Here is an 18,233-nt window from a genome sequence, read left to right on the forward strand (position 1 = left end):
GCCAATACAACAAAAAGCGGAGCCAACGCATGAAAGACAAGAACAATCAAAACCTGAACCTGCGCAGGTGCCTGCTCGCCTCGGCCATTGCGGCCGGGATTGGCGCGCCAGCAGCGATACAGGCCATGGAAGTTGACACCGGTAACCCGGACTGGTCGGTACGCTTCGACAACACCGTGAAGTACAACTACGGTGTTCGCACCGAGAGTGCCGACAAGCGCATGCTGGCTACGCCGAACAACAACGACGGTGATTTCAACTTCCGTCGTTCGGGCACCAACATCACCAATCGCGTTGACCTGTTGACTGAGCTGGACGTGATCCATCAGGGCAACAAGGGCTTCCGCGTCAGTGCTGCCAGCTGGTACGACAAGGCCTACGACAACACCGGCTCCAACTCGAACCCGTTCGTCAACGGCAACGAGGCCTTCTCCCGCATTGCCGGCCAGCCCGGCACCAACAATGCGGTGCTGGGCAGCCCGCACCTTTCCAACTACGCCCAGCGCTATTACAGCGGCCCGTCCGGTGAAATCCTCGACGCCTTCGTGTTCTACAGCACCGAAATTGGCGAAGAGTCGATGTTCAGCATCAAGGCCGGCCAGCACAACGTGTACTGGGGCGAAACCATCCTCAACCCCGTGCATGCCATCAGCTACGGCCAGTCCGGCCTGGACCTGGCCAAACTCGCTGCGGCACCGGGTACTGAGGCCAAGGAACTGTTCGTTCCGCGCAACCAGGTTTCCGCTTCCTTCACCATCAACCCTGAGCTGACCGTTGCCGCGCAGTACTTCCTCGACTGGGACGCTGCACGCCTGCCTGAGGCCGGCACCTACTACGGCAGCTCGGACGTTGTGGGCTTCGGTGCGCAGTCCTTCCTTCTCGGCCACACCGGCGGTCCGGGCCTCGCGGGGCCGAACGGCACCCTGACCAACATTCGCCGTGGCCACGACATTACTCCGGATAAGCGCGGTGACTGGGGCCTGATGCTCAAGTGGTCGCCGGAATGGCTGGATGGCACCGTTGGCGCCTATTACCGCCAGACTTCGGAAATCCTGCCGCAAGCCGTGCTCGATGGCACCGGCCTGACCGCACGCGGTGCAGCTGGCCCCATCGCCAACGTGCAGAACTCCATCAGCACCACCAACTACAAGCTGGCCTACGGCGACGACATCGACATCTTCGGCCTGAGCCTGTCCAAGGAATTCGGCGGTATCAGCGTCGCCAGCGACCTGAACGTCCGCCACAACATGCCGTTGGCGAGCATCCCGGCCATCACCAGCGCCACCGGCCCTGGCGGCCTGGCTGCGGGCCTCGGCTTGCTGCCGGCGCGTATTCCGGGTTCCGGTGTGGTCACCGATGTTCCGAGCAGCGGCGACAGCATGAGCGCCACCGGCGACACCCTGCACTGGACCCTGAACGGCCTGATGACCATCGGCGACACGCCACTGTTCGATGCGGCCAGCCTGCTGGGCGAGCTGTACTACAGCAACCTGCTGAAGCTCGATAGCAAGAACGAGGCGCTCTACAAGGGCAAGTCCACCTACCACGGCATCGATCAGCCGACCCGCGACAACTGGGGCGTCGCGGTCAACTTCACGCCCACCTGGTACCAAGTGTTCCCGGGTGTGGACCTCTCCGCCCCGATGTCCGTCAACGTTGGCCTGGACGGCGTTTCGCCGGTACAGGGCGGCGGCGCCGAAGACACCGGCAACTACTCCGTGGGTATCGGTGCGGCCATCTACAACCAGTACTTCGTGGACCTGAAGTACGTGGACTCTTTCGGCGATGCCGAGAAGTGCAACAACGGAGCCACCGACGGCTCGACACCTAACGCATTGGACGCCACGCAGCGCTACACCTGCTACGCCGGGGGTTACTCCTCCTTCTCCGGCGGCGGGGCTACCACGGAAGACCGTGGCGCGGTGTATCTGACCTTGAAGACCACCTTCTGACATTCCGCATAGCTCAAACAAAAGAGCAGGAGAACAACGAGATGAGATTCGTGAAAACTCTGATGGCGGCTTCCCTCGCGGTGGCCTTCGCTGGTTCCGTCCATGCCGCCGTGTCGCCTGATGAGGCCGCCAAGCTGGGCAACAACCTGACCCTGGTAGGGGCCGAGAAAGCGGCCAGCGCCGATGGCTCGATCCCGGCCTATGACGGTGGCCTGACCACCGCTCCGGCGGGCTTCAAGTCCGGCGACAGCATGCGCCCCGATCCCTTCGCCAGCGAGAAGCCGGCGATGGTGATCGACGGCAAGAACGTCGACCAGTACAAGAATCTGCTTAGCGCTACCACCGTTGAGCTGGCCAAGCGCTACCCGGACTTCCGCGTTGATGTCTTCCCGACCCACCGTACCGTGGCCATGCCGCAGCCGGTGCTGGACAACGCCGTGAAGAACGCCACCGGCGCCAAGACCGCCAATGGCGGCCTGGCTCTGGAAAACGTGCTGCCGGGCGTGCCGTTCCCGATCCCGCAATCGGGCGCCGAAGCCATGTGGAACCACCTGCTGCGTTACCAGGGTGTGACCATCAACTCCAAGTACGACTCCTGGAACGTTGACGCCGCGGGCGTAGCCACACTGGCCACCACCGGCCAGGCCTTCATCAACTACCCGATCTACCAGGACCTGAACAAGCCCATCGCCAATACCGACGTGTATTACCAGATGAAGCTGTACTACTCGGGTCCGGCCCGTCGCGCTGGTGAGGCGATCATGCTCAAGGACGCTGCCAACGCCGTCGAGCAGCCGCGTCGTGCCTGGCAGTACCTGCCCGGCCAGCGCCGCGTGAAGCTCGCGCCGAGCCTCGCCTACGACACCCCGAACCCGGGTACCGCCGGTGCCGGCACCTACGACGACGTGTTCGTCTTCAACGGCGCCCTGGACCGCTATGACTGGAAACTCGTAGGCAAGCAGGAACTCATCGTTCCCTACAACACCTACAAGCTGACCTACGCCCAGGACCCGAAGGCCCTGACCACCCCCAACCACCTGTCACCCGACTACGTGCGCTGGGAGAAGCACCGCGTCTGGGTTGTCGAGGGCACGCTGAAAGAGGGCGCTCGCCACATCTACGCCAAACGCCGCTTCTACCTGGATGAGGACAGCTGGGTCGCTCTGGCTTCCGACCAGTACGACGCTCGTGGGCAGATCTACCGTGGCTCCTTCGCTTTCCTCAGCCAGAGCTACGACAAGCAGGTACCGGACACCACCCCGTTCGTGATCTACGACCTGGTGGGTAACTCCTACAACATCAACGGCATCGTTGGCCCGTACGGCGGCATCCGTTATATCGACCCGCTGACCAAGGCTCAGTGGGCAGCCGAGTCCCTGGCTGGCGCCGGCATTCGCTAAGCCAGGTTGGTTGCCGCTCCCTTTGAGTGTGGGGGAGCGGCAACCGCTTTCTTTTTCAGAGGACGTCCCGATGTTTTCTTTCAAGTTCATCGCCGTGGGCATCGCCCTGATGGCGGGTAATGCCCAAGCCGCGACCCTGGTGGATGTGCTCGACCTGCCGGCGCAACACAGTGAGCTGGCGCTACGCAGCCCCTTGCTCGACCTCGCGCAGGCTGGCCAGCGCACCGTCGCGGTAGGCCAGCGCGGCCACATTCTTTACTCCGATGACCAGGGCCAAAGCTGGAATCAGGCCAGCGTGCCGGTCAGCTCTGACCTGAATGCCGTGCAATTCCCCACCGACAAGCAAGGCTGGGCCGTAGGCCACGACGGCGTTGTGCTGCACAGCAGCGATGGCGGCGCCAGCTGGGAAAAGCAGCTCGATGGCCGACAGCTTGGTCGGCTCATGCAGGATTATTACAGTGCCCGGCCCGATGCCGGGCAATGGCTGGAAGAAGGCAAGCGTATCGAGGCCGAAGGCGCCGACAAGCCGTTCCTTGACCTCTGGTTCAGCGACGAACGCACTGGTTTCGTCGTGGGTGCTTTCAATCTGATCTTCCGTACCCTCGATGGCGGGAAGAGTTGGGAGCCCTGGACCGACCGTACCGACAACCCGTCCGGCTACCACCTCAACGCCATCTCCAGCGACGGCGAGCATCTCTACATTGCCGGGGAGCAAGGTTTGCTGCTGCGCCTCGACGGCGGGGCTGAGCGCTTCCAGGCCCTGGAATCGCCCTATCAGGGCAGCTTCTTCGGTATCAGCGCCCAGCCCGGCATGGTGCTGGCGTACGGCCTGCGCGGCCACGCCTATCGCAGCACCGACGTCGGCGCCAGCTGGACAGCGGTGAAGACCGGGCTGAACAGCAGCATCACCGCGTCCACGCGCGATGCCCACGGCACGCTCTACCTGTTCGGCCAGACTGGACAGGCCTTGGCGAGCAGTGATCAGGGCGCCAACTTCCAGCCGCTGAACATCGGCCAGCCAGTACCCGTCTACGGCGCCCTGGCGTCGAGCGACAACGGCCTGCTGCTGGTGGGCGCGCGAGGCATCAGCCAGCGCCCCGTGGTTTCCGGAAAACAAGAATAAAAGCGAGGCATACCCACATGGGTGGCATGAAACAAGAGCCGATGCCGGTCATCCGGGATCTGAAAGACTTCGACCCCCGTAGCGGCAACCTGCTGGAGCGGATGGTGTTCAACAACCGTCTGCCCTTCGTGATCGGCATCCTGCTGGTGACGGTGCTGCTGGGCTACATGGCCTTCACACGGCTGGAACTCAAGCCCAGCTTCGAGAAGATGATTCCCCAGGGGCACCCCTACATCCAGAACTTCCTGGAGAACCGCAAGGCACTGCGCGGGCTGGGCAACAGCGTGCGCATCGTGGTGGAGAACCCCCGGGGCGACATCTTCGATCCGGCCTACCTCGATGCGCTGAAAAAGGTGCATGACGAGCTGTTCCTCACAGCAGGTGTCGACCGCGCCTGGATGAAATCCCTCTGGGCACCCGGCGTACGCTGGACCGAAGTGACCGAGGAAGGCTTCCAGGGAGGCCCGGTCATGCCCGACGGCTATGACGGCTCGCCCGCCAGCATCGAGCAACTGCGGCAGAACATCGCCCGCGCCGGCATCGTCGGCAGCCTGGTGGCCAATGACTTCAAGTCCACCATGCTGGTGGTGCCGTTGCTGGACCAGGCCACCGCCGGCAGCCAGGGCGTGGACTATCACCAGTTCTCGCGCAATCTCGAAGAAAAACTGCGCCTGCACTTCGAATACGGAGGTGACCGCAAGGCGCAAGCTTCGGGTGAAGAAGGGCAGGGCGCGATCAAGATCCGCGTGATCGGCTTCGCCAAGCTCGTGGGCGATCTGATCGACGGTCTGATGCGGGTCATGGCCTTCTTCGGCCTGGCCGTGGTTACCACTTTCTTCATCATCCTGGCCTACACCCGCTGCCTGCGCAGTAGCCTGCTGGTGATCGTCTGCTCGCTGCTGGCAGTGGTCTGGCAGCTAGGGATCGTCGCCTGGCTGGGCTACGCGCTGGACCCGTATTCCATCCTGGTACCGTTCCTGATCTTTGCCATCGGCGTGTCCCACGCGGCGCAGAAGATGAACGGCATCATGCAGGACATCGCCCTGGGCACCCATCGCCTGGTGGCGGCACGCTACACCTTCCGCCGACTGTTCCTCGCCGGTGTCACTGCGCTGCTGGCTGACGCGGTGGGCTTTGCCGTGCTGATGCTGATCGATATCCCGGTGATCCAGGACCTGGCCATCACCGCCAGCATCGGCGTCGCCGTGTTGATCCTGACCACTCTTCTGATGATGCCGGTGGCACTGTCTTATGTGGGCGTCGGCAAGAAGGCCGCCGAGCGTGCCTTGCGCATCGACAACAACGCCGCCGCGCACAAGGGCTTCGGCCATGTGTGGGACTTCCTCGACCGTTTCACCGAGAAGCGTTGGGCCCTGACCACCGTCGCCCTGGCCTCGGTGCTCGGTGTGGCGGGCTTCATGGTCAGCCTCAACCTGCAGATCGGCGACCTGGATGCCGGTGCGCCGGAGCTGCGCCCGGAATCGCGCTACAACCGCGACAACGCCTACATCACCAGCCACTACGCGCTTTCCAGCGACCTGTTTGCGGTCATGGTGAAAACGCCGGCCGAGGGCTGCCTGAACTACCAGACCCTGATCCAGGCCGATCGCCTGGCCTGGGCCCTGCAGCAGCATCCGAACGTGCAGGCCACGACATCCCTGGCGAATGCCGTGCGGCAGATCACCGCCGGTACTTATGAGGGCAACCCCAAGTTCCTCAGCCTGCAACGCAACCAGGACGTGCTGAACTACGCCGCCCAGCAGGCCTCGGTGAATACCCCCGAGCTGTTCAATACCGATTGCTCGCTGATGCCGGTAATCGCCTTCCTCAAGGACCACAAGGCGCAGACCCTGGACGAGGTAGTGGCCATCGCCGATCGCTTCGCCGCCGAGAACAGCAGCGACGATCGCCAGTTCCTGCTGGCAGCCGGCAGCGCGGGCATCGAGGCGGCGACCAACATCGTCGTGCGCGATGCCAACCGCACCATGCTCTTCTATGTCTACCTGGCGGTGACGCTGTTCTGCCTGGTCACCTTCCGCAGCTGGCGCGCGACCCTCGTGGCCTTGCTGCCGCTGGTGCTCACTTCGGTGCTGTGCGAGGCGCTGATGGTGGTGATGGGCATTGGCGTGAAGGTGGCGACGTTGCCGGTGATCGCCCTCGGCGTCGGCATCGGCGTTGACTACGCGTTGTACCTGCTCAGCGTGCAGCTGCAGTTCCAGCGCCAGGGCCTTTCGCTGTCGGAGGCGTACAAGAAGGCGGTGTCGTTCACTGGACGAGTCGTCGGTCTGGTGGGAATCACCCTGGCTGCCGGCGTGGTGTGCTGGGCCTGGTCGCCCATCAAGTTCCAGGCCGACATGGGCATCCTGCTCACCTTCATGTTCGTCTGGAACATGATCGGTGCCCTGATCCTGATTCCGGCACTGTCCTATTTCCTGCTGCGCGAGCGCGGCGAAGCGGCGCGGCCGGTGAGCCCGGTCGACGAACCGGTTGCACGCCCTGTCAGCGAGGCGGTGCAGAGCAGCCAGGTGGAGTCCGTGCAGCCCTGACCAGCAAGCGAAGGAAGTTGGACTAATCTGGAGAACGGGGGATCGCCGCCGGCCGCTCTGCTGCCGGCGGCGATACCGTTTTCGGATCTACCGACGTGCCTGCTTCATGTTGTGAAGGCCGTCCTTCAGGACAGAACAACATGCTTGATTACTTCGCGCTGGGCGTTCTCTTCTTTGTGGGGATCGTGCTGTTCTACGGCATCATCGTCCTCCACGACATTCCCTACGAAATCGCCGTACACCGTAACCACCCGCATCAGGACGCCATCCACGCCGCCGGCTGGGTGAGCCTGTTCACCCTCCATGCGTTGTGGCCGTTCCTGTGGATCTGGGCCATGTTGTACCGCGAGGACCGCGGCTGGGGCTTCGACCACGGCAAGCCCGGCTCCGCCCAGGACGCTGAGCTGGCAAAGGAACTGGCGGAACTGCGTCAGCGCATCGAACAGCTCGAAGGTCGCGCCCCGGCAGAGCCATTAGAGCGGAAGGAGGGCTGAGCCATGGACCTGTTACTGATCCTCACCTACACAGCGTTCTGCGTTGCCATCTTCAAGATCTTCAAGATCCCGCTGAACAAGTGGAGCGTGCCCACCGCCGTGCTGGGCGGCATCGTGCTGATCGGTGCGCTGATCTTCCTGATGAACTACAACCACCCCTATTCGGAAGTGGCGCGGACCTACTTCGTCTCGGTGCCCATCGTGCCTGAGGTGTCGGGCCAGGTGATCGAAGTTCCGGTCAAGGCCAACCAGCCGTTGGAGAAGGGCGATGTGCTGTTCCGCATCGACCCGACACCGTTCGAGAACAAGCTGAAATCCATCAAGGCGCAGCTGGTGTCGGCCCGCGCCGACCAGTCCCGCGCACGTGAACTGGCCGCCCGCAATGTCGGCAACCGCCGCGACGTGGACCTCACCACCGCACGAGTCGACGACCTGCAGGCGCAGCTGAACATCGCCCAGTTCGACCTCGACAACACTGTGGTGCGGGCGCCGAGCAAGGGCTTCGTCTCCCATGTGTCCCTGCGTCCGGGCGTCCGTGCGGTGAAGTTGCCGCTGCGCCCCTCGATGGTCTTCATTCCTGACGAAGGGTTCTATTTCATCGCCTGGATGCGGCAGAACAGCCAACTGCGCCTGAGCACTGGCGACGAGGCGGAAGTGGCCTTCGACGGCATTCCCGGCCGCGTCTTCAAGGGCGAGGTGAAGCAGGTGATTCCCGTGATCGGCGAAGGCCAGGTGCAACCGTCCGGCACCCTGATCAGCTTCACCGGGTCACCGCCACCGGGCCGGGTGCCGGTGTTCATCGAAATCACCGACCCGGAGTACGCGCAGTACGCCGCTGTGATGCCGGGTGGCTCCTATGGCCAGGCAGCGCTCTACAGCAAGCACTTCCGCCATGTGGCGATCATGCGCAAGATCCTGCTGCGCATGGCGGCCTGGATGAACTACATCTTCCCGTTCCATTAACGGGCGGACAGCCACGAACCTGTTTACGATTTCGCGAGCTAGAGAAGAACAAGGCGAAAATGGCTGAGGAAGCGGAGTCTACGAGTTGTAAATGAGCATTCCGAAGCCATTTTCAACGCAGTTATTCCGACGCACAGCAGATCGTAAGCAGGTTCTACGGCGGGCTTCCCCCGGGGCTGCCCGCCTGGTATCCATGCACGGTCATCCAGTGCCAGGCGATTTCTTCGCGGCGGCACACCCAGACGCCTTCATGTTCCTGCACATGGTCGAGAAATCGCGCGAGCGCCATGGCGCGTGCGGGATGGCCGCTGATCCTGCCGTGCAGGCCGACGCTCATCATCCTGGGTTGTCTTGCGCCTTCCCGCCAGAGGTAGTCGAAAGCGTCCTTCAACTGCTGGAAGAAGTCCTGCCCCGATGCGAAGCCGTGTGGCATCAGGTAGCGGGCGTCGTTGTTGACCAGCGTGTAGGGAATGATCAGGTGCGGCGGCGCGCCGGGCAGCCAGTAGGGCAGGTCATCGTTGTAGGCATCTGAGCTGTAGATGAAGCCGCCTTCCTCGCGCAGCAGTCGGCGGGAGTTGGCGCTGACCCGGCCGGTGTACCAGCCCAATGGACGGCGGCCGCAGATACGCTCGATCAGTTCGATGGTCCGCTGGATGTGGCGCCGTTCCTCGTCCTCGGTCACGTCGCGATAGTCCAGCCAGCGATAACCGTGCCCCGCGACCTCGTGGCCACCCGCATGCAGGGCATGGCCGATCTGCGGCACCAGTTCCAGGGCGCGACCGACGGCAAAGGCGGTCAACGGCAGTCGGCGTTCGTTGAACAGCTCGAGGATGCGCCAGACACCCGCACGGGAGCCGTACTCGTAAAGGCCTTCGACACTGAGGTCCCGCTCGCCGATCCGTGCCGGCCGGCCGGGCAGCTCGTGCAGGTAAGCCTCTGACTGGCCATCGCCGTTGAGCACACAGGATTCGGCGCCTTCCTCGACGTTCAGCACGAACTGCACCGCCACCCTCGCATCGCCCGGCCAGCGTGGATGGGGTGGCTTGCCGCCGTAGCCGAGCAGGTTGCGCTCGACCATCAGCCCAGCTCGAAGGTGGTGACGCCGAAGACCCGGTGCTGGGTGACAGCGGGCAATGGGCCGAGGTACATCCGGGCGCAACCGAAGACTTCCTCCATGCCATGCCGCTGCACCAGGGCCATGGCGTCGGGATTGTTCTCCGGGGCATCGAGGAACAGCGGGCCATCGATGGCGAACTCGCTCAGCTGCGCGAAGAGGGCTTCGGCCGCGCTGGCATCCTCGGCGAACAGCGGGCCGATCTTGCAACCCGCGAGGCAGCGCCTGATGACCCCGAAACCGGCCAGCCGGCCATTGCGCCGGCAACCCAGGGCGAGGGCCTCGGGCTGGGTGATCCAGTCTTGCAGGAAGCGGACACGGGGGGCAGGGAAGCAGAGGCGGTCGTAGGCCTGCACCTCGTCCAGGGGGAAATCGGCAAGCAGCAGGACTTCCTCGTCGGGCGCCCATTCCGGTGGCTCGGCCACCAGCGTCTGGAATCGCAGGTTGCGATGGGAGAAGACGAAGCCGCCCTTGGCGTAGTAGTCCTGCATGGCGAACACGCCGTCCATGCCGATGGCGGCGCCCGGATTGAGGCGGGTGAGCAGACGGTCGCGGCGCGCGTGCCAGAGCATGTCGCCGAGTCCCCGCCCGCGAAATTCCGGGCGGATGATGAAGAACCCCATAAAGCCGAACTCACCCGCGTAGGAGGTGATGGCGCCGCCACCGATAAGCACGCCGTCCAGGTCCGCTGCTATGTAGGCCTCGGGGTCGTTCGCCCAGAACAGCTCGGCGTCGTGCAGGCCCGGATTCCAGCCTTCGCGCGCCGCCCAGTCAACCAGTTCGTCCAATTCGGGGCGCAGCATGTTGCGGATAACCAGCGGGATGGGCATGGCGGAAACTCCTCGGAGGAGGTGGACGCTTTCGGTATAGCGCCAAGCGAGGAGGGCAGCCAGGCCGCCGGGCGGACGTCAGGCGTCGCGCAGGAGGTCGTGGGAGTCCAGCAGGCGGTAGGCGATTTCCGGGTGCTGCTCCAGGCCCCGGCGAATGGCCGCCGGGATGGACTGGCGGGTTTTGCGGCAGAGCCCAGGCAATTCGTCGATCTCGATATCGATGCCGCGCATGCTGCGCACTTCGTTGAAGCCGGGGGCGATATGCAGGCGCACCCCGAGCTGCTCGTATATGCGCCGTTGCATATGCTCCAGGTCGGCAAGGCTCTGAATGTTCTCCAGCCGCTCCAGCAGGCGCTTCTCCTCCTGGCGGGTCAGCAGCAGGATGCGTACATCGGCGCCCGGCAACTCCAGCAACTCCTCACGCCCGCAGTTGCAGGCACCGGGAGGGCAGGGTTGGCGAGTGGGGAGAGTGGGCGTCATGGCTTCCGATCATAGTCAGCCGATGGCCCAGGCGCCAACGGCGCCCGGGTCCGGTTCAACGCAGCAGTTCCGCTACGGCCTGGAGGACGATATCCGGTTTTTCGCGATGAGGGACATGGCCGCAATCATCGATGAGCAGCACCCGCGACGGTCCGTCGGTCAGCCGTGCGATCTGTTGCGGGTGCAGGTCGGAGCCGAATTCGTCCAGGTCGCCATGGATGGCCAGAACCGGGCAGTCCAGGCGGTCGATCTCGGCTTCCAGGGTCCAGTCGGCGAACTCGGGTGACAGCCAGGTTTCAGTCCAGGCATCGAGCACCCAGCGGGCCTTGTCGCCGTGGTATCTGGCCAAGCGGTCCAACTGGCCGTCCTGTTGGAAGCCGGCCTTGGCTTCACGAATGCCTTGCAGTGTGCGGTCTTCGACGAAGGCCTGGGCCGATTCGGTGATGAGTGCCAGGCAGTCTTCACGGTGGCGCGCGGCGCAATGGGTCGCCATGCCACCGCCGACGCTGTGACCGAAGGCGATGAACTGGCCGATGCCCAGATGATCCTTCAAGGTTGGAAAGGCCTGTTCGGCTTCGTCGCCGACGAATCCGAGCGACAGTTCGCGTGGATTCGCGTCCGAGCGACCAAAGCCCAGCCGGTCGTAGGCCACGACCGTCTTGCCGGTGATCGCGGCGAGCTTGCTGGGAAATTCACGCCACAGCTCGACGCAGCCGAGGGAGTCGTGGAAGAGGACGATGGGCGGCTCGTCGAAGGATGGGCTGAGGTGGGTGGGACTCCAGATGCGAACGAACAGACGGCCGTGGAGGCTGTCGATGTGCAGGTCCTGTGTGTGGTGGCTGGGGCTTGGCACGGGTGACTCCAACACGATGATCGGTCTTCAGGTTGCCAGAAAATTCCGTGGTCGTAACGAGGTAGGGTGCGCTGTGCGCACCAGGGCGTTGGTGGGGGTACACAAAACATATATCAGGACACAGGGGCGGTGCGCATGGCGCACCCTACGACGAGCGCCTTCGACTGGTTGACGGACCAGCCGCTGGTATCGATTGCCGCCCCGTCCTAAGCTTCGTCCTTCACTTCTGCAGGGATCGCTGCCCATGAAAACCGCTCTCCTGATCATCGACGTCCAACGCGCCATCAGCGTCGGCCAGTACGCCGCTTTCGAGATCGACCGTGTTATCTCCACCATCAATGACCTCAGCGCCAAGGTGCGGGCCGCCGGGCTGCCCGTGGTGGTGGTCCAGCATGAGGAGCCCGAAGCCTATTTCCTCTACGGCAGTGAGACGTGGCAACTGGCGGACGACCTGGCTGTGGCGGACAGCGACATTCGCGTTCGCAAGACCACGCCGGACTCGTTCCACCAGACCGAACTGCAGGATGTGCTGCAGCAGCGGGGTATCCAGCGCCTGATCATCTGCGGTCTGCAGACGGACTATTGCGTGGATACCACCGTGCGCCGTGCCCTGGCGCTGGGCTACGAAGTGGTGCTGCCGGCGGACGCTCACTCAACCCTCGACAACGCCGCCATCAGCGCCGCGCAGATCATCGCCCACCACAATGCGGTGCTCGGCAGCATGTCGAGCTTCGGTGTGCGGGCGGAGGTGGTGCCTGCAGAGCGGGTGCAGATCGAGGGGCGATAGCGCCCGAGGGCGCTATCGCCTACTGGCCATCGACGATGCGCGGCAGCTGCAGCGGATTGCCCCCGCGTAGTGCCTCGGGCAGCAGTTCGTCCGGGAAGCCCTGGTAGCACACCGGCCTCAGGAAGCATTCGATCGCCGTCATGCCCAGTCCGCGAGCCGGGGCTCGGCGAGAAAGTCCTGGCCATGCTCTTCGATCAGGCGGGGGAATGGCGTCGTTTCGACGCGAGGGGCCGCCGCCTGAGGCAGCGGCGACCCGGCGTGGCGGTCAGTTGGCGAGGTTCGCGATGAGCTCGTTCGTCTTCACGATGGCGTGGGCGAAGGTGGGGCCGTTCAGCTCGTGGGCGGCATGCATCATGTCGTGACGGAAAGCGGCGGTGGCGTCGCGCACCAGCGTGACGTGGTAGCCGAGTTCCGAGGCGAAACGGGCAGTCGCTTCGATGCAGGTGTTCGCCAGCAGGCCGACGATGATGACGTGGCTGATGCCCCGTTGCTTGAGGCGGAAGTCCAGGTCGGTATTGGCGAACCCGCTGGAGCCCCAGTGTTCGGCGATGATGGTGTCGCCTTCACGGGGCGCGAAATCCGGGTGCCACTCGCCGCCCCATTCGCCACGGGCGAAGTGGTGGCCGTGCATGATCTTGCACTGGGTGGGCGTCGGGTGGTCCCAGCTTTCGTAGTCACCCGGCTCCCAGCGCCGATGCGGCACGATGAACACTGGGATACCGCGCTCGCGGATCGCGCGGTCGAGCGTGCGCAGGTTGTCGAGCAGGCCGACTTCCGAGGCGATAGGTTCGATCAGGGGAAAGATGCGTCCGCCTTCGGAGAGGAAGTCGTTGTAAGGGTCGACCAGCAGGTAGGCGGTCTTGTCGATGGGATAGGGGGTGTTCGACATCATTGGGTCCTCGTGGTTAGGGGATGTCCATTGCTCCCTGGATTGACTTTGTCCGTAATGGCTATGAAAATCATATTTACAAAATCACCCCCCGGAGACGCCATGTCAAGCCCGAGAAAATCCGCCGATACGCTGTGTCCGGTTGCCCGCGCCGAGGACCTGGTGGGCGACCGCTGGACGGTGCTGGTGCTGCGTGAACTGTTCATGGGCAACCGTCGATTCGACGAGATCCAGGCGCAGACCGGCGGTACGCCGCAGATGGTTGCCACCCGCCTGAAGCAGATGGAGGCGGACGGCCTGGTGCTGCGCACGCGCTACAATGAGCGGCCGGTTCGCTACGAGTATCAGCTCACCGTCAAGGGCGAGGCCTTCTACCCCGTGATCCTTGCCCTGCGTGCCTGGGGCGAGCAGTGGTGCAAGTCAGCGGAGGAGGGGATCGCCGTGCGCTTCACCCACAGGACATGCGGACTGCCCGCCGGGCTGGGGCCGCTGTGCGAGGGCTGTGGCGAGGTCCTGCGGCGCGAAGACCTGAGCGGCGAGCAGAGCGCCACCTATGCCGAGGAGCGCAACGAACGGCGCGATGCCTTTCGGGCTGCGCGGGGAACGGTCAGCCCGGAGCAGAGGGGCGGCTAGGTTCGCGTGTCGTTCCCGCGACGCTTCTCTACCAGCAGGAACACCGCCAGCACACCGCACAGCAGGCCGAGGGACAAGGGCATCCCCTGATACCCGATCAGCTGCATCGCTAGTCCGGTCGCGGGTGCGCCTACCATGCCGCCAACACCCCAGCCGAATGCGAAGGCCGCATTGCCGGCAATCAGGATCTGGCCGGTGAAACGCTCGCCGAGCTGGATCAGCGCCATGGTGTAGATCCCGAATGCGAAGCCGCCCCAGACGAAAACGAACGGCCAGACGAGCCAGGAGTTCAAGGCCGCTGGCAGCAGCAGGCAGCCTGCCAGCGACGCCAGGGCGCAGACCAGCATGGTCCGCCGCGAGCCCGCTTTTTCGGCCACGCGGCCGAGCAGGATCTGCAGCCCTGCATTGCCCGCGATGTAGCAGGTGATGAGCGAAGCGATGCGTTCCTCCGTGCTGCCGAACGCAGCGCCGTAGACCGCGAACAGCGATAGCAGGATCTGCTCGAAGGCGGCCGCGGCGAAAACCGCGAACAGCAGGAGCGGCGCCAGGGCGACGAAGCCGCCGACCGAGGTTGCCTCACCTTCATGTGATGTCTTCGGCAGGCGCGGCACAACCGCCAGCACGATCAGGCCGCAGAGCAGGAAGGCCACGATGCCGACCATGAAGGGCGGCCACCCTTGCGTGCCGACCATGCCAAGGGACAAGGGGCCGAGGGCGAAGCCAGCCGAAACGATCGATGAGTAGAGCCCGAGGATTCGACCGCGCCGAGCGGCGGGCGTGATCGCCATCAGCCAGGTTTCGCTGATCACATAGAGCGGGTTGGCGAAGAAGCCGAGCAGGAAGCGCAGCGGCATCCAGGCCCAGACCTGCTGCGTCCAGGCAATCGCGATCAGGCTGAGGGCGGCCAGCATCGAACACAGGATGGCGAGCCGTCCTCCGCCCACTCGCCGCACCAGTGCCGGGATGAGGGGCGAGGACAGGATGAATCCCAGCGGCGTCATGGCTGCCGACAAGCCGATCAGCGCTGGCGTCGTCCCCTGCCGCTCGAGGATGAAGCTGAGCAACGGGTAGGTGAGCCCCTGCGCCAGGGCGAACACCGAGACGGTCGCGATGATGCCGGCCAGCGCGGCCCAGGGAATCCTGTCCCCACGTGCTGATGTCGTGCTGTTGGCCGTCATGCGGACCTCATTGCGGCATTCACCTCATTCCTGCCAGAACGGCTTGGCGATCTCCGCCTCGGCCTGACGCCGGGTCAGCCCGATGTCGCCGATCAAATGAGGATTGGCCTTCGTCATTCGTTCAAGTTCCCCGCGAAAGCGTTTGCGCGCCTCCCAGGTCGCGAAAATGCATCGCAAGGTCACCAGTTTGTAGGGTCGGCGCGACGCTTCCGCCGGCCACAGGGTGGGGAGTATCGTTCATGACGACCTCCTTGGGGGGCGAGGTTGATCTCGAATCCCAAGAAGGATTCTCCAGGAATATGAATAACGCGGGTCTTGAGAGGTGGATGCACAATTCGCCAAAGCCATCGAATTGGACCCCAATGAAGCCGACACCCGGGCGGTTGAGACGGTGCCATTCCGTGACGCGCGACGCTCGCGTTGTCGGCTGTTACCGCAAGGCCAGGCTTCCGGTGTGACCCGCTTCAGCGCCCACCGGCACCGCTGCGGGAGCGTTCGGAGCTTTCCACCAACACCGCTTCGGCGAGCCCGTTGAGGCGTTGCCAGAGCGCGGGAGAAATCTCCATGCCGTTTTCCAGGGCCTGTTCGCGGGCGAGGGCGAAGTCATCGGGGGTCACCAATCGCTCACTCTGCTGAACCTCTGCCTCGCCTGCCGGTTGCGGCCGTGCGGGTGTACCGAGGATCAGATGTAGCGATTGGCGACTTGCCCGAGGCGCACCCTGTGCAAGCTCGTGGGTCAGGAAGGTCGGGTAGGCTGCACCAGGTTCGATCCGGGCGATGTGGCTGAGTACCGGTGCGTGGCCATTCTCCCAGCTGGCCTGGACCCAAAGCCCGCGCCGCGCGCAGTCCGCAAGCAGTTTGAGGATGAACTTGCGGTTATGGCAGTTCCGCACTTCGACGCGGAGCGAGGTCTGCCCAACGGCCTGGACAGAGGCCAGTTCCAGCAGTGCCGGGAGGCAGTTCAGGGCGCTGCGTCCGTGACAGTCGGCGACCAGGCTGCCGGTGCCCTCGTCCAGCAGTTCGGCTGCAGCGCGATCACGGTCGGCCACCAGGTCCAGTGCCCGTTCCAGCTCGCCCAGGCCGTCCTCGCCGTGCAATTGCAGCCAACCGACCAGGGCTGCCGCGTCTTCGTAGTGCCCCGGGGTGTAACCCATGCCCTCGAACACCCGCTTGAGCAGGGAAGTTAGTTCATTGGCGGAAATCAGCATCGATCTTTCTCCTGGATAGGGGCGAGCGGCAGGAACCAGTCATCGTCGAAAGGCTGGCCGATGTCCTCCAGTACGGGTGCGCCCTGGAACATGGTGTTGCGGACCCACAGGCGCGAGCGGGGGTCGAATTTGCTCACCCCGAAGAACGACAACTTGCAGCGCAGCAGGTGCATGGGCAGGACGTCGCGGTCCAACAGGTTGGCGCGGATTTCACCGTAGTGAGTGCTTGCCATGCCCTGGATACGGCGGACGATGCTGCGCTGTTCCGGATGGCAGAGCAGGAAACGGGCGACATTGTGCTGCGGGTGCTGCGCCAGGTAGCCGACGAGTTGCCGATGGCATTGCTGGACCAGGTAACCGATGCCAAGCGGCATCTGCTTTTCCTTGCCCTCGTCGAGGCTGCAACTGCCAAGGCGGGGCTCCTGCTTTTCTTCGGAGCGGTACCAGAAGGTTTCCTGCGCGCCATCCGCGTCGAAGTCGATAGCCAATGCCCAGTCATAGCTCGTCTCGATCAAGGCTTGCAGCTGCCGTGCGGGCATCTCCGGTTGCAGCTGGAACTGCTCGGGCAAGGCAAGGCAATCCTCCAGCTCATCCACCAGCTCCGGGTGCAGCTCCAGCAGGATGCAGTTGATCAGCTCCTGGCCTTGCAGGCTCGCATGGCCGAGGGCCCATTCCTGCAGAGCCTGCCAGGAGTCCAGCGGTGCCTGGCCGAGCCAGTCGTGCAGGCTGCGCAGATCGGTCAGCACGCTCTGGTTGTTGCCGGTCTGCCACTCGTCTTCGGTGAAGGTTTCCTCGATATGGCGGATGGCCCGGTCAACCAGCTGCGGGAAGCGGGCAAGCCGTGCGGGCGCCACCGGGCTGGTGGCGAGAATGCGGGCCAGGGCCAGTTCGCGCATTTCGATCCAGCGGCTGATCAGTTGCGGGTGGTTGATCAGATAGGGAGCCATGCCCAGGCCGGTCGAGTTGCCGATGCCGAAGTAGCGCTTGATCGTTGGCTCGAAGGGCACCGAAGTGGTCGGCGAGCGGCGTCGAGCGATGTGTTCGGCCTGTTGCAGGCTGAAGTTGCGCAGCATGAAGCAGGTGAACATCTCGGCGGAAAACGGGCGGGCAAAATCAGGGTGCTTGCGGCTCACCTTCTCCCAATCGGCCATGCCCAGCTTGCCGCTGCCGTAGACGGCAGTCGTGCGATACAGGTAGCCGACCTTGGCGATCTGGGCGATCTCCGGCTGCCGGCCTTGGGCCAGGGCGTCCACCACACTGTCGAAATTGCGCACGCTGCGGTTGGCCCGCGACAGCACCATCACTTTCGCGTCGAGGCGGCCGGCTTCCTGCAGCGGCACGTTGCGGCGCAGGTAGTCCACATAGGCGTCGTCCACTTCACCTTCACACAGCGCCATGGTCAGGTCCCATTCACTGGCGATGACGCGGTCGTTGCGCTTTTCCGGCGCCAGGTACTGCGAGAACAGGACAAAGCTGAACAGGTCGCTGCGGGTGCGAATCCGGTAGATCACCGTGCCGTAGCCGTCGGCATCCAGATCGAAGCGCTGCGGCTCGATCTGCCAACGTTCGCGCATGATCCGGCGGACCAGGCTGCGCATGAAGCTCAGGCGGCTCTGATGCAGGCTGCCCAGCCGTTCCAGGTCCATGACCAGGTTGGCGGGGCGCATGGGCAGACTCGCGGCTTCGGGCAAGCCGGAATCCATGATTGAAGGGGTGCTCATTCTTGGGCCCTCAACTGGCGTAACCGCATACCCATGCCGGCTGGCGACCGGGAGCGGCTTGT

Annotated in this window: 18 protein-coding genes; 8 read left to right on the top strand and 10 right to left on the bottom strand. The window is 64.2% G+C overall.

Translation table 11 applies throughout. The features are described 5' to 3' along the window. Window positions 1–29: 29 nt before the first annotated feature. The 6 genes from MnOB_RS24190 (at window position 30) to MnOB_RS24215 (ending at window position 8,478) form a co-directional block, all read left to right on the top strand. Complete coding sequence (locus MnOB_RS24190) at window positions 30–1,952, top strand: DUF1302 domain-containing protein (RefSeq protein ID WP_077527000.1); 1,923 nt, start codon at window positions 30–32, stop codon at window positions 1,950–1,952. 41 nt (window positions 1,953–1,993) lie between these two features. Next, window positions 1,994–3,352 (top strand): DUF1329 domain-containing protein, encoded by a 1,359-nt coding sequence (locus tag MnOB_RS24195; RefSeq protein WP_077527001.1) that lies wholly within the window; start codon window positions 1,994–1,996, stop codon window positions 3,350–3,352. A 70-nt stretch (window positions 3,353–3,422) separates the two neighbouring features. Further along, window positions 3,423–4,475: a WD40/YVTN/BNR-like repeat-containing protein gene (locus MnOB_RS24200; protein ID WP_077527002.1), complete on the top strand. Its 1,053-nt coding sequence runs from the start codon at window positions 3,423–3,425 to the stop codon at window positions 4,473–4,475. Window positions 4,476–4,492: 17 nt separating this feature from the next. Further along, window positions 4,493–7,021, top strand: a complete 2,529-nt coding sequence (locus MnOB_RS24205; RefSeq protein ID WP_077527003.1) for an efflux RND transporter permease subunit — start codon at window positions 4,493–4,495, stop codon at window positions 7,019–7,021. A gap of 140 nt (window positions 7,022–7,161) precedes the next feature. Next, the gene (locus MnOB_RS24210) at window positions 7,162–7,515 is read left to right on the top strand and encodes a DUF3302 domain-containing protein (protein WP_077527004.1); all 354 of its coding nucleotides are present in this window, start codon (window positions 7,162–7,164) and stop codon (window positions 7,513–7,515) included. 3 nt (window positions 7,516–7,518) lie between these two features. Beyond that, window positions 7,519–8,478, top strand: a complete 960-nt coding sequence (locus tag MnOB_RS24215) for an HlyD family secretion protein (protein WP_077527005.1) — start codon at window positions 7,519–7,521, stop codon at window positions 8,476–8,478. A 154-nt stretch (window positions 8,479–8,632) separates the two neighbouring features. Here MnOB_RS24215 and MnOB_RS24225 read toward each other — a convergent pair whose 3' ends face one another. The 4 genes from MnOB_RS24225 to MnOB_RS24240 form a co-directional block, all read right to left on the bottom strand. Then, window positions 8,633–9,556: a polysaccharide deacetylase family protein gene (locus MnOB_RS24225; RefSeq protein ID WP_077527007.1), complete on the bottom strand. Its 924-nt coding sequence runs from the start codon at window positions 9,554–9,556 to the stop codon at window positions 8,633–8,635. Continuing rightward, a complete protein-coding gene (locus tag MnOB_RS24230) occupies window positions 9,556–10,422 on the bottom strand; it encodes a GNAT family N-acetyltransferase (protein ID WP_077527009.1) in 867 nt (288 codons plus the stop codon). Before MnOB_RS24230 ends, MnOB_RS24225 begins: the two co-directional genes overlap by 1 nt. A 78-nt stretch (window positions 10,423–10,500) precedes the next feature. Beyond that, window positions 10,501–10,902 carry a hypothetical protein gene (locus tag MnOB_RS24235; protein ID WP_077527011.1) on the bottom strand — a complete coding sequence of 134 codons (402 nt, stop codon included), beginning with the start codon at window positions 10,900–10,902 and terminating at the stop codon, window positions 10,501–10,503. A 55-nt stretch (window positions 10,903–10,957) separates the two neighbouring features. Further along, on the bottom strand, window positions 10,958–11,755 hold the full coding sequence (locus MnOB_RS24240; protein ID WP_077527013.1) for an alpha/beta fold hydrolase: 798 nt from the start codon (window positions 11,753–11,755) through the stop codon (window positions 10,958–10,960). A 244-nt stretch (window positions 11,756–11,999) separates the two neighbouring features. On the opposite strand from MnOB_RS24240, the gene MnOB_RS24245 reads away from it, so the two are divergent. Beyond that, a complete protein-coding gene (locus tag MnOB_RS24245) occupies window positions 12,000–12,542 on the top strand; it encodes a cysteine hydrolase family protein (RefSeq protein ID WP_077527015.1) in 543 nt (180 codons plus the stop codon). Between the two features lie 19 nt (window positions 12,543–12,561). Here the strand turns inward: MnOB_RS24245 and MnOB_RS29395 are convergent, their stop codons facing one another. Continuing rightward, window positions 12,562–12,684, bottom strand: a complete 123-nt coding sequence (locus MnOB_RS29395) for a hypothetical protein (RefSeq protein ID WP_265093695.1) — start codon at window positions 12,682–12,684, stop codon at window positions 12,562–12,564. A 123-nt stretch (window positions 12,685–12,807) separates the two neighbouring features. After that, window positions 12,808–13,431 (bottom strand): cysteine hydrolase family protein, encoded by a 624-nt coding sequence (locus MnOB_RS24250; protein WP_077527054.1) that lies wholly within the window; start codon window positions 13,429–13,431, stop codon window positions 12,808–12,810. A gap of 102 nt (window positions 13,432–13,533) precedes the next feature. On the opposite strand from MnOB_RS24250, the gene MnOB_RS24255 reads away from it, so the two are divergent. Beyond that, window positions 13,534–14,064, top strand: a complete 531-nt coding sequence (locus tag MnOB_RS24255; protein ID WP_077527017.1) for a winged helix-turn-helix transcriptional regulator — start codon at window positions 13,534–13,536, stop codon at window positions 14,062–14,064. Here MnOB_RS24255 and MnOB_RS24260 read toward each other — a convergent pair. The 4 genes from MnOB_RS24260 to MnOB_RS24275 form a co-directional block, all read right to left on the bottom strand. Next, window positions 14,061–15,242 (bottom strand): MFS transporter, encoded by a 1,182-nt coding sequence (locus MnOB_RS24260; RefSeq protein WP_077527019.1) that lies wholly within the window; start codon window positions 15,240–15,242, stop codon window positions 14,061–14,063. The genes MnOB_RS24255 and MnOB_RS24260 overlap by 4 nt on opposite strands. A 24-nt stretch (window positions 15,243–15,266) precedes the next feature. After that, window positions 15,267–15,359, bottom strand: coding sequence for a DUF1127 domain-containing protein (locus tag MnOB_RS29715; protein WP_371580272.1), 93 nt, complete (start codon window positions 15,357–15,359; stop codon window positions 15,267–15,269). Window positions 15,360–15,706: 347 nt separating this feature from the next. After that, entirely contained in the window at window positions 15,707–16,450 is a 744-nt protein-coding gene (locus tag MnOB_RS24270; RefSeq protein WP_077527020.1) for a DUF3726 domain-containing protein, read from the bottom strand. Continuing rightward, window positions 16,444–18,153 carry a hypothetical protein gene (locus MnOB_RS24275; protein WP_199824592.1) on the bottom strand — a complete coding sequence of 570 codons (1,710 nt, stop codon included), beginning with the start codon at window positions 18,151–18,153 and terminating at the stop codon, window positions 16,444–16,446. Before MnOB_RS24275 ends, MnOB_RS24270 begins: the two co-directional genes overlap by 7 nt. Between the last annotated feature and the right edge of the window lie 80 nt (window positions 18,154–18,233).

Origin of the sequence: Metapseudomonas resinovorans (genome assembly GCF_002003485.1) — a bacterium.
Taxonomy (GTDB): Bacteria; Pseudomonadota; Gammaproteobacteria; order Pseudomonadales; family Pseudomonadaceae; genus Metapseudomonas; species Metapseudomonas resinovorans_D.